This window comes from Pseudomonas sp. CH235, from assembly GCF_004368175.1.
Classification (GTDB): domain Bacteria; phylum Pseudomonadota; class Gammaproteobacteria; order Pseudomonadales; family Pseudomonadaceae; genus Aquipseudomonas; species Aquipseudomonas paraglycinae.
The window spans coordinates 41,898-55,253 of the sequence record NZ_RRZJ01000008.1; the positions used below are offsets into that span (position 1 = coordinate 41,898).

Consider the following 13,356-nt stretch of genomic DNA (forward strand, 5'->3'; position numbering starts at 1 on the left):
TAGCCTGCGGACTACAGACGCATCCTAACGATTGATGTGCAGTTCCACCCGACGGTTTTGCGCACGCCCCTCGTCCGTGTTGTTATCGGCGACCGGTTCGCTCTCGCCACGCCCTTCACTGGTGAGTTTGTTCGGCGCTAGGCCCTGGCTCAGCAAGTACTCCGCCACGCTGCTCGCGCGACGTTCCGAAAGTGCCTGGTTGTAGGCATCCGAACCTTTGCTGTCGGTGTGGCCAACGACCTTGATGCTCACCACGTCGGCATTGCGCAGTTTGTCCATCAACGTGTCCAGCTGGCTTTTCGCGGCCGGTTTCAGATCGGACTTGTCGAAGTCGAACAGCACGTTGCCGGCATCGTTGAGGGTAATGACTTCGGTTTGCGGGGCCGGTTCGGCCGGTTTCTCGGTGACCGGATATTGCGGCAACGGGCAGCCACGGTGGTCGACCGGGGTGTTGGCCGGGGTATCGGGGCAACGGTCGCGACGATCGAACACGCCGTCGTCGTCTTCATCGCCATCCTGGGCATAGCAGATCAATCCGCCGGTGAGGATCCCCAGCGCAGCGCCACCGCCGGCCCAGCCGCCACTTTCGAGCGCGCCGAGACCGCCGCCGACCAGTCCGCCAATAAGGCTGCAGATCGGCCAGGTACGTTGATTGAGGGGAGCGGTGCCATCGCTGTGGGTGGCGCAACCGGTCAACAGGCTGCCCAGCAGCAGAACCGGCAAGACGGACCTTGTAAGAACACTCATCGTTAAAGCTCCTGTGTCACCGGCCCATACCGGTTACACAGGAGTAAAGACCCGCATCCGCGACTGCACAAGCCGCGGATGCGAGGGGGCTAGCGGTTGATTTTGATTTCGGTACGACGGTTCAGCGCACGACCGTCAGCAGTTTTGTTGTCTGCCACCGGCTGGCTTTCACCGGCACCGGTCACCGACACGAAGCTGCTTTGCGGTACACCGCTCTCGACCAGGTACTTGACCACCGAGTGCGCGCGGCGATCCGACAGTTTCTGGTTGTAGGCATCGCTGCCGACGCTGTCGGTGTGGCCGGTCACGGTCAGTTGTGCCGTGCTGGATTCCTGTTTCAGGCGCGAAGCGACCTTATCCAGGACCAGTTTGTCGGCCGGGGTCAGCGTGGCCTTGTCGAACTGGAAGTGAACATCGCGGATGACAATGGTTTCTTCCTTGACCACTACAGCTTCTTCGACCACTGGTGCAGGGGCTGGTGGAGGGCAGCCGTCAGCATCGACCTGTACGCCTTTAGGCGTGCCCGGGCACTTGTCGCGACTGTCCGGCACACCATCGCCGTCTTCATCGCCATCACCGTGAACCCAGCAATAGGCTGCTGCCGTACCGCCGACGAGTAACGCGCCATACCCCGCCCATGCGGAGCTTTCGGTCGCACCGAGCCCCGCACCGACGACACCACCGACTGCCGCACAGGTCGGCCAGTCGGTTTTCTGCAAACCTGCGCAACCAGTCAACACACTGGTTAGCAGAACCAAGGGTAATGCTGTCCGAACTATGCTCATCTAGTTTTCTCCTGAGGGATCGGCTTAGAACCGATTCAGGGAGTAAAGACCGGAGTTTTAATCTCCGCCAGCAATAGGCCATTGCTGTTTGTGCGCCTGTTCACGGGACTTCGACGAATTTGCCGCAAACCCGCAGGACAGAGATCTAGGCCTTGGCGTCCGGGCAGGCTAGTCTTGGCGCTCTGATTGAGGAGCTTCGATGAACGTCGCCATTTCTTCCCGCACGCCGCAGCAGGCATTGGCCGCCCTGCTCGACCGCTACGCTCCGGCACGTCTGCTGCTGATCGGCGCCAGCGAGTTCCCGGCGCTGGCTGCCTTTAAGGAAGCGCACCCGGACACCTGCGTCGCGCACGCCGCGCCCGGTGCGTTGCCGGCGGAACTGGCGGCCCGCCGTTTCGACCTGGCGCTGGTAGTCGACTGCCTGGAACATTTGCCCAAGCGCGACGGCCTGAATCTGTTGGGCGGGATCCGCAACCTCAACGCCAGCCGCATCGCCGTGCTGGCAGACCTGCCGGCCAGCGGCTGGCAGGAAACCGATTTTTATTCCCTGGCCCTGCAAGCCAGCGAACGCTTCGCCCGGGATGAGCAGGTATTGACCCTGTTCACCTACGATCTGCTTGACTACAAACAAGTCCCCGACTGGCTCAACTCGCGATTCTGGGCCAATCCGGAAAACTTCGGGAAATACTGGTGGTAATGCAATGAGTACAGCCATTTGCCCTTGCGGCAGCGGCAACCTGCTGGATGCCTGCTGCGGTCACTATCACGCCGGCCACCCGGCCCCGTGCGCCGAAGCCCTGATGCGCTCGCGCTACAGCGCCTATGTGCTGGGCCTGATCGATTATCTGGTGGCGACCACCCTGCCCGCTCAGCAAGCGGGGCTGGATCGCCAGTCGATCAGCGACTGGAGCGCCCAGAGCACCTGGCTCGGTCTGGACGTGGAAAGTTCGGAAGTGCTCGGTGGCCAGCCGGAACACGCGTTCGTCACCTTCACCGCGCGCTGGCATGACGGTCAGGGCGAGCACAGCCACCGCGAGCGCTCGTCGTTCGTGCAGAACAGCGGGCGCTGGTACTTCATCGACCCGACCGTGCAACTGAAGCTGGGCCGCAACGACGCCTGCCCGTGCGCCAGCGGCCAGAAGTTCAAGAAATGCTGTGCGGGGTATTTCGGCAGCTGAGGCTAGACTGGGCAGCAAAGGGAGTTAAACCATGCTCGGTCATTGGCGCGCATTTCAGGCTTTCACACTGTTCGTGTTTCTCGGGCTTGGCGGCTGCGCGTCATGGTTTACCGACGATTCCCGCGACCCCGCCGTGCACCTGGTGAAAGTCGAAGTCGTGCGCGCCAAATTGCTGGAACAGAAATTCATCCTGCACTTTCGCATCGACAACCCCAACGATAGCGACCTGACCGTGCGTGGCCTGGAATACCGCATACATCTCGCCGACATGCTGCTGGCCGAAGGCGAGCACGAGCACTGGATCACGGTGAACCCCAAAAGCAGCGCGTTTTACAACGTACCGATCCGTACCAACCTGTGGCCGAAGGTGAAAGAGGTGGTGAAAATGCTGAAAAACCCGCACCAGCAGATTCCCTATCGACTGGAGGGCGAGATGGAAACCGGTTTATTCATCGCTCACTACGTGCACCTGGCGCGCAATGGCGTGATAATCCCCGCCGATTTGATTACGGAGTGACCCCGATGACCCAGCAACCTCATGTCCATGGCCCAGACTGCAACCACGATCATGACCATCACCACCATGATCACGACCATGGCCATGTCCACGGCCCGAACTGCGGCCACGCCCACCAGGAACCGGTGCGCAACGCCCTGAAAGACGTTGGCCGCAACGACCCTTGCCCATGCGGCAACGGCAAGAAATTCAAGAAGTGCCACGGCGCTTGATGTTTCGGGCGAAAGCCTACTTCGCCTGAGACACCGCTTTCGCGAGCAAGCCCGCTCCCACATTCGACCGTATTCCTTCTGACGGAATGCAGGCAAAGGTGGGAGCGGGCTTGCTCGCGAAGGGGCCGGCCCATTCACCGTAAGCTTTTCAGCCTGCCGCCAGAATGTGCCCGGTGCTGACCACCGTCGCATACTCCCCGTGCAAATTCCCCAGCGACATCGCATGCACCTCTTCAGCTGAACGCAAGGTGCCGAAATAATCGGCCTTGTCGAAGGTAAAGCACGCATCCTCCGCCACCCACGCCTCGAACCCCAGATTGCCCGCCGTGCGTGCCGTGGATTCCACCGAGTTGTTCGTCGCCACGCCGACGATGACCAACTGCCCGATCCCCGCCTCACGCAACTTCGCCTCAAGCCCTGTGGCACAAAACGCATCCGGTACCTGCTTCTGGATCAGCCACTCGCCGTCCTGCGGCGAAAACCTTTCCTGAAAATCCACGCCTGACTGCTCGGGCCAGAACACCGAATCCGGCGAGCGCGACAGGTGCTGCACATGGATCACCGGCCGCCCGCTGCGTCGCCAGAAGCCCAGCAAATCAAGAATCCGCTCCTCGGCCGACGGATTGTTCCGCCGCCCCAGACGCGGTTCCAGAATGCCTTTTTGCTGGTCGATGATGATCAGTGCAGCGTTGGCCTTGAGCTCCATGGCGATTTTTCTCATGCGGGGTCATTGAATTTCCCGTACTTGAGCATCACCTCCTGTAACTAAGCAAGCTATCGAACGCACACAGGACAACCTGAAGCCGGCGTTTGCTGTCCGCACGTAAGCCATTTTTCTGATTTGGAGCTTTCCATGATCGACCTGTATTACTGGACCACGCCCAACGGCCACAAGATTTCCCTGTTCCTCGAAGAAGCGGGCCTGCGCTACGACGTGCACCCGATCAACATCAGCCAGGGCGAGCAGTTCCAGCCGCACTTTCTGAAAATCGCACCGAACAACCGCATCCCGGCCATCGTCGATCATGAACCGGCTGATGGTGGCGAGCCGTTGTCGCTGTTCGAGTCCGGGGCGATTCTGCTGTACCTCGCGGAAAAGACCGGCAAGTTCCTGCCCAAGGATCTGCGTGGCCGCCAGGTGGCGCTGCAATGGTTGTTCTGGCAAATGGGCGGGCTGGGGCCGATGGCCGGGCAGAACCATCATTTCAGCCAGTTCGCGCCGGAAAAAATCCCCTACGCGATCAAGCGCTACATCGATGAAACCGCGCGCCTGTACGGGGTGCTGGACAAGCAACTGGCCAACAACGAGTTCGTTGCCGGCGCCGAATACAGCATCGCCGACATGGCGATCTACCCGTGGATCGTCTCCCACAAGTGGCAGAGCCAGAACCTGGAAGACTTCCCGAACGTGCAACGCTGGTTCAACCACATCAAGGATCGCCCGGCGACCGTGAAGGCCTACGCGCTGGTGCAGAAGATCAATCCGCCGAAGGCTTGAGTCACCCGGCCTGATCGTTCCCGTGCGCGGGAACGATCAACGGGAAGAAATAACCGCTCGCCCCGCTTGCGCGGCCCCCTCCTGCTCACTAACGTAGCGGCTTTATTGCGCCCCCAGCCTCTACACCCCCGCAGGAGCTTTGCCATGGCCTCGCCAGCCCTTTCACATTTTCTTCCCCGGTTCGGCGTTGCCGCAGCAGTGGCCGGTGTTCTGAGCCTGACCGGTTGTCAGACCTGGAACGCCCAGGACACCCTCCCACCGACCTCCGGCGTGCAGCCGCTCAAGGGCCTGGCGCAGAACGTTTCGGTACGCCGCAATGCCATGGGCATGCCGCTGATCGAAAGCAACAGCTTCCACGACGCACTGTTCGCCCTCGGTTACGTGCACGCCAGCGACCGGATCAATCAGATGGTCACCCTGCGCCTGCTGGCTCAGGGCCGTCTGGCGGAAATGTCCGGTTCGTCGATGCTCGACGCCGACCGCTACATGCGCGCCGTCAACCTGAAGAAAAGCGCCGGCGAGCTGTACAAGGCTTCGTCGCCACGGCTCAAGCGCTTCTTCGAGGTCTATGCCCGGGGCGTCAACGCCTACCTGTTCCGCTACGCCGACAAACTGCCGGGAGATCTGGCTTCCAGCGGCTACAAGCCTGAATACTGGAAACCGGAAGATTCGGCGTTGATCTTCTGTCTGCTGAACTTCAGCCAGTCGGCCAACCTGCCGGAAGAAATCGCCTCGCTGGTGCTGGCGCAGACTGTGACCAACGACAAACTGGCGTGGCTGACCCCGTCCGCTCCCGACGAAAACCTGCCGCTGGCCGAAGCCGACAAGCTGCAAGGCATCAAGCTCAACGGGCAGATTCCGGGGCTCACAGAGTTGAGCAACGCCACTGAACAACTGGCCGCCCTCAACCTGCTGGGCACTCAGTCGTCGAACAACTGGGCCATCGCCCCGCAACGCAGCCGCAGCGGGAAGAGCCTGCTGGCCAGCGACAGCCATGGCCCGCTGGCCGCGCCGTCGCTGTGGAGTTTCGTGCAGATTCGTGCACCGAAATACCAGGCCGCCGGCGTGACCGTGGCCGGTCTGCCGATGGTGCTCGGCGGTTTCAACGGCAAGGTGGCGTGGAGCCTGACCAGCGTGCTCGGCGATAACCAGGACCTGTTCCTGGAAAAAATCCGTCGTCAGGGCAGCACGTTGTCCTACGAGGTCAACGGCAAATGGCAACCGGTCGCCGTGCGCAACGAAACCTACTTCGTCAAAGGCCAGCGGCCGATTCGCGAAGCGGTGTACGAAACCCGCCATGGCGCGCTGCTCAACAGCACCCAGGCTGCCGCTCAGGGCGCAGGTTTTGGCCTGGCCTTGCAGACGCCGAGCTTCACCGACGACAAATCCCTCGATGCATTTTTCGATCTGAGCCGTGCACAGAACGTTGAGCGCGCCTCGGACGCCAGCCGGGAAATCCGCGCCATCGCGCTGAATCTGGTGTTCGCTGACGCCAGCAACATTGGCTGGCAAGTCACCGGACGATTCCCGAACCGCCGTGAAGGTGAAGGCCTGCTGCCGTCGCCGGGCTGGGAAGGTCGCTATGACTGGGACGGTTACGCCGACCCCATGCTGCACCCGTACGATCAGGACCCGGCCCAAGGCTGGCTCGGCACCGCCAACCAGCGGGTCATTCCTCACGGCTACGGCATGCAACTGTCGAATTCCTGGGCGGCGCCGGAGCGTGGCGAGCGCCTGGCTGAACTGGCCGGCAGCGGTAAACACGACGGTCGCAGCGTGATCGCCATGCAGTACGACCAGACCACCACCTTCGCCGCCAAACTGAAGAAAATGTTTGAAGCGCCGGGCATGGCGCAGCCGCTGAAACAGGCGATCGACGGCCTGCCGGAAGTCGAGCGCAGCAAGGCCCGCGAAGCCTATACCCGCTTGATGGCCTTCGACGGCAAGCTCAGCCCGACCTCCGCCGACGCGGCAATCTACGAGCTGTTCCTGCAGGAAAGCATGAAGCAGATCTTCCTCGACGAACTCGGCCCGCAAAACAGCCCGGCGTGGAAAGCGTTTATCGCCAACGGCGACTTGTCCTACGCCGCCCAGGCCGATCACTTGCTGGGCCGCGAAGACAGTCCGTTCTGGGACGACGCCCGCACCCCGCAAAAAGAAGACAAACCGGCGATCCTCGCCCGCAGTCTGGCGGCAGCGATCACCGCCGGCGACAGCCAGTTGGGCGGCGACCGCCGGGCCTGGCAGTGGGGCAAACTGCACCGCTATGAGTGGAAAAATGCCAACGGCCAGACCGTTCGCGGGCCAATTGCGGCTGGCGGCGACCACACCACACTCAACACCGCAGCGTTTGCCTGGGGCCAGGACTTCAACACCACGCGTGCGCCGTCGATGCGCTTTATCGTCGACTTCGGTCAGAGCGAGCCATTGATGGGGCAGAACGGGACTGGGCAATCCGGAAATCCAGTGAGCCCGAACTACCTGAACGGCATCGATCCGTGGCTCAAGGGCCAGTACATCGGCTTGCCAATGCTGCCGCAGAACTTTGATCGGGTGTATGGCAAGACGCGGTTGACCCTGACTCCCGGCAAATAGCGCTACTCCCCAAAAGATCAAAAGCCCCCTCACCCTAACCCTCTCCCTTAGGGAGAGGGGACTGATCGGGGGATGTTCAAGAGGTTCGCCGACCTGAACTTGCTGCACCGAATCCAGATTCGTATTGCTGCTTGAAAGATCCATAATCGACGCGATCTCACAGGTCGATGTACCTCGCCAAACACCTCCGTAGGCTCCCTCTCCCTCCGGGAGAGAGGACTGATCGGGGGATATTCAAGAGGTTCGCCGACCTGAACTTGCTGCACCGAATCCAGATTCGTATTGCTGCTTGGCAGGTCCATAGTCGACTCGATCTCACAGGTCGATGTACCTCGCCAGACGCCTCCGTAGACTCCCTCTCCCTCTGGGAGAGGGCTGGGGTGAGGGTGCTTTTGAAAATCAATAGAACTTCTGACTTCGCGCCAACCTCATAGCTAACAAGTCCCTCCATTCCGGTAACGCCATGGACCTTGTTATCGCCCGCCCCGAAGGCCTCTACTGCCCCGCCGGGGATTTCTACATTGACCCGTGGCGGCCCGTCGAGCGCTCGGTGATCACCCATGCCCATGGCGATCATGCCCGTGGCGGCAACCAGCATTACCTGGCTGCCAGCGCCGGCGAAGGGATTCTGCGCGCGCGTCTGGGCGCGGACATCAACCTGCAAACCCTCGACTACGGCCAGCGCCTGACCCATCACGGGGTCACCCTGAGTTTTCATCCCGCCGGCCATGTGCTCGGCTCGGCTCAGGTACGGCTGGAATACGGCGGCGAAGTCTGGGTCGCGTCCGGCGATTACAAGATCGAACCCGACGGCACCTGCGCCCCCTTCGAACCGGTGCGCTGCCACACCTTCATCACCGAATCGACCTTCGGTCTGCCAATCTACCGCTGGCAGCCGCAGGCGCAGGTGTTCGCCGAGATCAATCAGTGGTGGCAGGCCAACATCGAAGCCGGCAAGGCCAGCGTGCTGTTCTGCTATTCGTTCGGCAAGGCCCAGCGGATTCTGCACGGCATCGATGAAACCCTCGGGCCAATCCTCAGCCACGGGGCGGTGGAGCCGCTGAACCGCGTGTACCGCGAGGCCGGCGTCTATCTGCCGCCAACCATCTACGCCGGCGATGTGAAGAAGAACGATCCGATGATGCGCCAGGCGCTGGTCATCGCCCCGCCGTCGGCCGGCGGCAGCAGCTGGATGCGCCGTTTCGGCGATTACAGCGACAGCTTCGCCAGCGGCTGGATGCGTCTGCGCGGCACCCGCCGGCGGCGCGGGGTCGATCGCGGTTTCGTGCTCTCGGATCACGCCGACTGGCCCGGCCTGTTGTGGGCCATCGAACAGACAGGAGCCGAACGGGTGATGGTCACCCACGGCTCGATTGGCGTGCTGGTGCGCCATCTGCGCGAGCAGGGTCTGGACGCACAAGGTTTCAACACCGAATACGGTGACGATGAAGAAGAGCTATCTACCGCCACGCCCGTCGTTGCCGAGGTGCAACCATGAAAGACTTCGCCGGGTTGTACGCCGAACTCGACGCCACCACCTCGAGCAACGCCAAACTGGCGGCCATGCAAACCTACTTCGCCCAGGCGCAACCGCAGGATGCCGCGTGGGCGGTGTACTTTTTGTCCGGCGGGCGGCCTCGGCAACTGGTGCCGGTGCGGATCCTGCGCGATCTCGCGGTCGAGGTGTCCGGCCTGGCCCCGTGGCTGTTCGAGGAAAGTTATCAAGCGGTCGGCGATCTGGCGGAAACCATTTCGCTGGTGCTGCCGGAACACCCGCACACCTCCGAGGCCGGGCTCGCCGAATGGATCGAAGACAAACTGTTGCCCCTGCGCGGTGAAACCCCGGAATACCTCGCCCATCAGTTGCCCGCACTGTGGGCGCAACTGGATCGGCCAAGCTTGATGCTGTGCATCAAACTGATCACCGGCAGCTTCCGGGTCGGCGTGTCCAAATTGCTGGTGACCCGCGCCCTGGCTTCCATGGCCGGGCTCGACAGCAAACGCGTGGCGCAACGGCTGGTGGGTTACACCGACCTGTCCAACCGGCCGAACGCCGCCGCTTACCTGAAACTGATCGCCCCCGAATCCAGCGACGAGCACGCCCAGCGCGGCGGCCAGCCCTACCCGTTTTTCCTCGCCCACGCGCTGGCGCAACCGGTAGAAACCTTCGAGGCCCTGCTCGGGCCGCCGAGCAACTGGCAGGTGGAATGGAAGTGGGACGGCATTCGCGCACAGGTGGTCAAGCGTGACGGGAAACTGTGGGTCTGGTCGCGCGGCGAGGAATTGGTCACCGAGCGTTTTCCCGAATTCGACACGCTGCTGCACGGTTTACCCGACGGCACGGTGATCGACGGCGAGATTGTGGTGTGGAAGAACAACCGCCCGATCACCGAAGACGCTTTCGACCCACAGTCGACGAAAGCCCCGGCGGTGCAACCGTTCGCGCTGTTGCAACAACGAATCGGCCGCAAGTCGCTGGACCGGAAAATCCTTGAAGACGCGCCGGTGGTGGTACTCGCCTACGACCTGCTGGAATGGCAGGGCGAGGACTGGCGCAACCAGCCTCAGGCCAGGCGTCGTGAACAACTGGAACAAGTTATCGCCCACTGCAACAACCCGGTACTGCTGCCTTCGCCGATTCTGACGGGTGACGACTGGTTCGACCTCGCCCGCCAGCGCGAGGCCTCCAGGCGCCTGGGGGTCGAAGGCATGATGCTCAAGGCTCGCGACGCGATGTACGGCGTTGGCCGCACCAAGGACATGGGCGTGTGGTGGAAATGGAAGGTCGACCCGTTCAGCGTCGACGCGGTGTTGATCTACGCCCAGCGCGGACATGGCCGGCGCGCCAGCCTCTACAGCGATTACACTTTTGCGGTGTGGGACGGCCCACCGGGATCCAGTGCAAGGTCACTGGTGCCATTTGCCAAGGCCTATTCAGGGCTGACCGATGCGGAAATGCGCGAGGTCGACAGCATCGTGCGCAAGACCACGGTGGAAAAATTCGGCCCGGTCAGCAGCGTGAAGCCGAGCCTGGTATTCGAACTGGGCTTCGAAGGCATCGCCCTCTCCCGCCGGCACAAGAGCGGCATCGCCGTGCGCTTCCCGCGCATGCTGCGCTGGCGCCAGGACAAGACCGTGGACGAGGCCGACAGCCTGGCGACCTTGCAAAACCTGTTGGTCTGACTTCTTCCCAACGATACTCCCCCTACCCCCGATCGTTCCCACGCTCCGCGTGGGAATGCCTCAATGGACGCTCTGCGTCCGCTTTGGGACGCGGAGCGTCCCGGGCTGCATTCCCACGCGGACGGTTCGACGCCTCGACGTGGGAACGATCACCTCAATCACGCCCATAAACAGTGCAACTGTTTACCCGCGCCCGTTTTCGTGCACCGACCGGCCCCGGCATGCACTTCCTGCACCTTTTAAAACACTTGTTCGGGACTCTGGTTCGGAAATTGCTACTTTCTATAAGTCGTAAGCGCTCCAGTAACAATCATTCCGCGCCACAAGCGCTCATATTGGTTCTTAGGGATTGAATAATGAAAAAAGCATTGCTGACCCTTTCTGCACTGGCGTTGTGCATGGCCGCCGGCTCCGCGCTGGCCAAGGAATACAAAGAACTGCGGTTTGGCGTTGACCCTTCCTACGCACCGTTCGAGTCGAAAGCGGCAGACGGCAGCCTGGTTGGCTTCGACATCGATCTGGGCAACGCCATCTGCGCCGAGCTGAAGGTCAAGTGCAAATGGGTCGAAAGTGACTTCGACGGTATGATTCCGGGCCTCAAGGCCAATAAATTCGACGGTGTGATCTCGTCGATGACCGTTACCGAAGCCCGCGAAAAAGTCATCGACTTCTCCAGCGAGCTGTTCTCCGGCCCGACGGCCTACGTGTCGAAAAAAGGTTCGGGCATCACCGACGACGTCGCCTCCCTGAAAGGCAAAACCGTCGGTTACGAGCAAGGCACCATCCAGGAAGCCTATGCCAAAGCCGTACTGGACAAGGCCGGCGTGAAAACCCAGGCCTACCAGAATCAGGACCAGGTGTATTCCGACCTGACTTCCGGCCGTCTCGATGCGGGCATTCAGGACATGCTGCAGGCCGAACTGGGCTTTCTGAAGTCGCCGCAAGGCGCTGATTATGAAGTCAGCAAGCCGGTCGACAACCACTTGCTGCCAGCCAAGACCGCTGTCGGTATTAAGAAAGGTAACACCGAGCTGAAAGCGCTTTTGGATAAAGGTATCAAAGCGTTACACGATGATGGCAAATACGCCGAGATTCAAAAGAAACACTTTGGCGATCTGAATCTGTACAGCGGCAAATAATGCCCCGGCGCCCATCCTCGATGGGCGCCTTTTTCATTCAGTCAGGTTGCTGATTTATGTTCGAAAACCTCTTACAAAATCTGGGGCTCTCCGCCTTCAGCCTCAAGGGTTTTGGCCCTTTGCTGTTGGAAGGCACCTGGATGACCATCAAATTGTCGGCGTTGTCGCTGCTGGTGGCCGTGTTGCTCGGCCTGCTCGGCGCCAGTGCCAAGCTGTCAAAAGTCAAACTGCTGCGCCTGCCCGCCCAGCTCTACACCACGCTGATTCGCGGGGTGCCGGACCTGGTGCTGATGCTGCTGATCTTCTACAGCCTGCAAACCTGGCTGACGACGCTCACCGATTACCTGGAATGGGAATATATCGAGATCGACCCGTTCAGCGCCGGGGTCCTGACCCTGGGCTTCATTTATGGCGCGTACTTCACTGAAACCTTTCGCGGGGCGATTCTCGCCGTGCCGCGCGGTCAGGTCGAAGCCGCCACCGCCTATGGCCTCAAGCGCGGTCAGCGCTTTCGTTTCGTGGTGTTCCCGCAAATGATGCGCTTCGCCCTGCCGGGCATCGGCAACAACTGGATGGTGATGCTCAAGGCCACCGCGCTGGTTTCGATCATCGGCCTGGCCGATCTGGTCAAGGCCGCGCAGGACGCCGGCAAGAGCACCTATCAACTGTTTTACTTCCTGGTGCTCGCCGCTTTGATTTACCTGTTGATCACCAGTGCCTCGAACATCATCCTGCGCTGGCTCGAACGCCGCTACGCCGCCGGTGCCCGGGAGGCCGTACGATGATCGAACTCCTGCAGGAATACTGGAAAGCCTTCCTTTATACCGACGGCCAGAACATCACCGGGCTGGCGATGACGATGTGGCTGCTCAGCGCCTCGATCTTCTTCGGTTTCCTCGTGTCGATTCCGCTGTCGATCGCTCGCGTCTCGCCGCACTTCTACATTCGCTGGCCGGTGCAGTTCTACACCTACCTGTTCCGTGGCACGCCGCTCTATATCCAGTTGCTGATCTGCTACACCGGGATTTACAGCCTGGCCGCCGTGCGCGCGCAACCGGTGCTCGACAGTTTCTTTCGCGATGCGATGAACTGCACGATCCTGGCCTTCGCCCTCAACACCTGCGCCTACACCACGGAGATTTTCGCCGGGGCGATCCGCAGCATGAACCACGGTGAAGTCGAAGCGGCCAAGGCCTACGGGCTGACCGGCTGGAAGCTGTATGCCTACGTGATCATGCCGTCGGCGCTGCGCCGTTCGTTGCCGTACTACAGCAACGAAGTGATCCTGATGCTGCATTCGACCACCGTGGCCTTCACCGCGACCATCCCCGACATCCTGAAAGTCGCGCGGGACGCCAACTCGGCAACCTTCCTGACCTTCCAGTCGTTCGGCATCGCCGCGCTGATCTACCTGACCATTACCTTTGCGCTGGTCGGCCTGTTCCGCCTTGCCGAACGCCGATGGCTGGCCTTCCTTGGCCCGACACACTAGGACCCTTTTG

Annotated in this window: 14 protein-coding genes; 11 read left to right on the top strand and 3 right to left on the bottom strand. The window is 61.4% G+C overall.

Translation table 11 applies throughout. From position 1 onward, the window contains the following. Window positions 1-24 precede the first annotated feature (24 nt). Together EIY71_RS10975 and EIY71_RS10980 are read right to left on the bottom strand one after the other, a co-directional pair. On the bottom strand, window positions 25-747 hold the full coding sequence (locus EIY71_RS10975) for an OmpA family protein (RefSeq protein ID WP_102686599.1): 723 nt from the start codon (window positions 745-747) through the stop codon (window positions 25-27). Window positions 748-836: 89 nt separating this feature from the next. Beyond that, window positions 837-1,532, bottom strand: coding sequence for an OmpA family protein (locus tag EIY71_RS10980; RefSeq protein ID WP_011332779.1), 696 nt, complete (start codon window positions 1,530-1,532; stop codon window positions 837-839). 199 nt (window positions 1,533-1,731) lie between these two features. Here EIY71_RS10980 and EIY71_RS10985 point away from each other — a divergent pair, with 199 nt between their 5' ends. The 4 genes from EIY71_RS10985 to EIY71_RS11000 are packed head-to-tail and all read left to right on the top strand — an operon-like array spanning window position 1,732 to window position 3,439. Next, window positions 1,732-2,229 carry a DUF6231 family protein gene (locus tag EIY71_RS10985; RefSeq protein WP_011332778.1) on the top strand — a complete coding sequence of 166 codons (498 nt, stop codon included), beginning with the start codon at window positions 1,732-1,734 and terminating at the stop codon, window positions 2,227-2,229. Window positions 2,230-2,233: 4 nt separating this feature from the next. Continuing rightward, window positions 2,234-2,710: a YchJ family protein gene (locus EIY71_RS10990; protein WP_064382925.1), complete on the top strand. Its 477-nt coding sequence runs from the start codon at window positions 2,234-2,236 to the stop codon at window positions 2,708-2,710. A 31-nt stretch (window positions 2,711-2,741) separates the two neighbouring features. Beyond that, a complete protein-coding gene (locus EIY71_RS10995; RefSeq protein ID WP_085748178.1) occupies window positions 2,742-3,227 on the top strand; it encodes an LEA type 2 family protein in 486 nt (161 codons plus the stop codon). Between the two features lie 5 nt (window positions 3,228-3,232). After that, window positions 3,233-3,439, top strand: a complete 207-nt coding sequence (locus EIY71_RS11000; RefSeq protein WP_007955014.1) for an SEC-C metal-binding domain-containing protein — start codon at window positions 3,233-3,235, stop codon at window positions 3,437-3,439. 148 nt (window positions 3,440-3,587) lie between these two features. Here the strand turns inward: EIY71_RS11000 and EIY71_RS11005 are convergent, their stop codons facing one another. After that, window positions 3,588-4,145: a cysteine hydrolase family protein gene (locus EIY71_RS11005; protein ID WP_102686598.1), complete on the bottom strand. Its 558-nt coding sequence runs from the start codon at window positions 4,143-4,145 to the stop codon at window positions 3,588-3,590. A gap of 147 nt (window positions 4,146-4,292) precedes the next feature. Here EIY71_RS11005 and EIY71_RS11010 point away from each other — a divergent pair, with 147 nt between their 5' ends. From EIY71_RS11010 to EIY71_RS11045, 7 genes are all read left to right on the top strand, one after another. Next, window positions 4,293-4,937, top strand: coding sequence for a glutathione binding-like protein (locus EIY71_RS11010; protein WP_085748176.1), 645 nt, complete (start codon window positions 4,293-4,295; stop codon window positions 4,935-4,937). A gap of 144 nt (window positions 4,938-5,081) precedes the next feature. Continuing rightward, window positions 5,082-7,532: a penicillin acylase family protein gene (locus tag EIY71_RS11015; protein ID WP_134021718.1), complete on the top strand. Its 2,451-nt coding sequence runs from the start codon at window positions 5,082-5,084 to the stop codon at window positions 7,530-7,532. A 463-nt stretch (window positions 7,533-7,995) separates the two neighbouring features. Further along, a complete protein-coding gene (locus tag EIY71_RS11020; RefSeq protein ID WP_102686595.1) occupies window positions 7,996-9,030 on the top strand; it encodes a ligase-associated DNA damage response exonuclease in 1,035 nt (344 codons plus the stop codon). Beyond that, window positions 9,027-10,715 (top strand): ATP-dependent DNA ligase, encoded by a 1,689-nt coding sequence (locus tag EIY71_RS11025; protein ID WP_085748173.1) that lies wholly within the window; start codon window positions 9,027-9,029, stop codon window positions 10,713-10,715. The genes EIY71_RS11020 and EIY71_RS11025 overlap by 4 nt, the downstream gene beginning before the upstream one ends. A gap of 356 nt (window positions 10,716-11,071) precedes the next feature. Continuing rightward, entirely contained in the window at window positions 11,072-11,854 is a 783-nt protein-coding gene (locus tag EIY71_RS11035; RefSeq protein ID WP_011332769.1) for a transporter substrate-binding domain-containing protein, read from the top strand. Window positions 11,855-11,910: 56 nt separating this feature from the next. Next, window positions 11,911-12,639, top strand: coding sequence for an ABC transporter permease (locus EIY71_RS11040; protein WP_007955000.1), 729 nt, complete (start codon window positions 11,911-11,913; stop codon window positions 12,637-12,639). Next, window positions 12,636-13,346 carry an ABC transporter permease gene (locus EIY71_RS11045; RefSeq protein WP_007954996.1) on the top strand — a complete coding sequence of 237 codons (711 nt, stop codon included), beginning with the start codon at window positions 12,636-12,638 and terminating at the stop codon, window positions 13,344-13,346. The genes EIY71_RS11040 and EIY71_RS11045 overlap by 4 nt, the downstream gene beginning before the upstream one ends. Window positions 13,347-13,356: the final 10 nt, after the last annotated feature.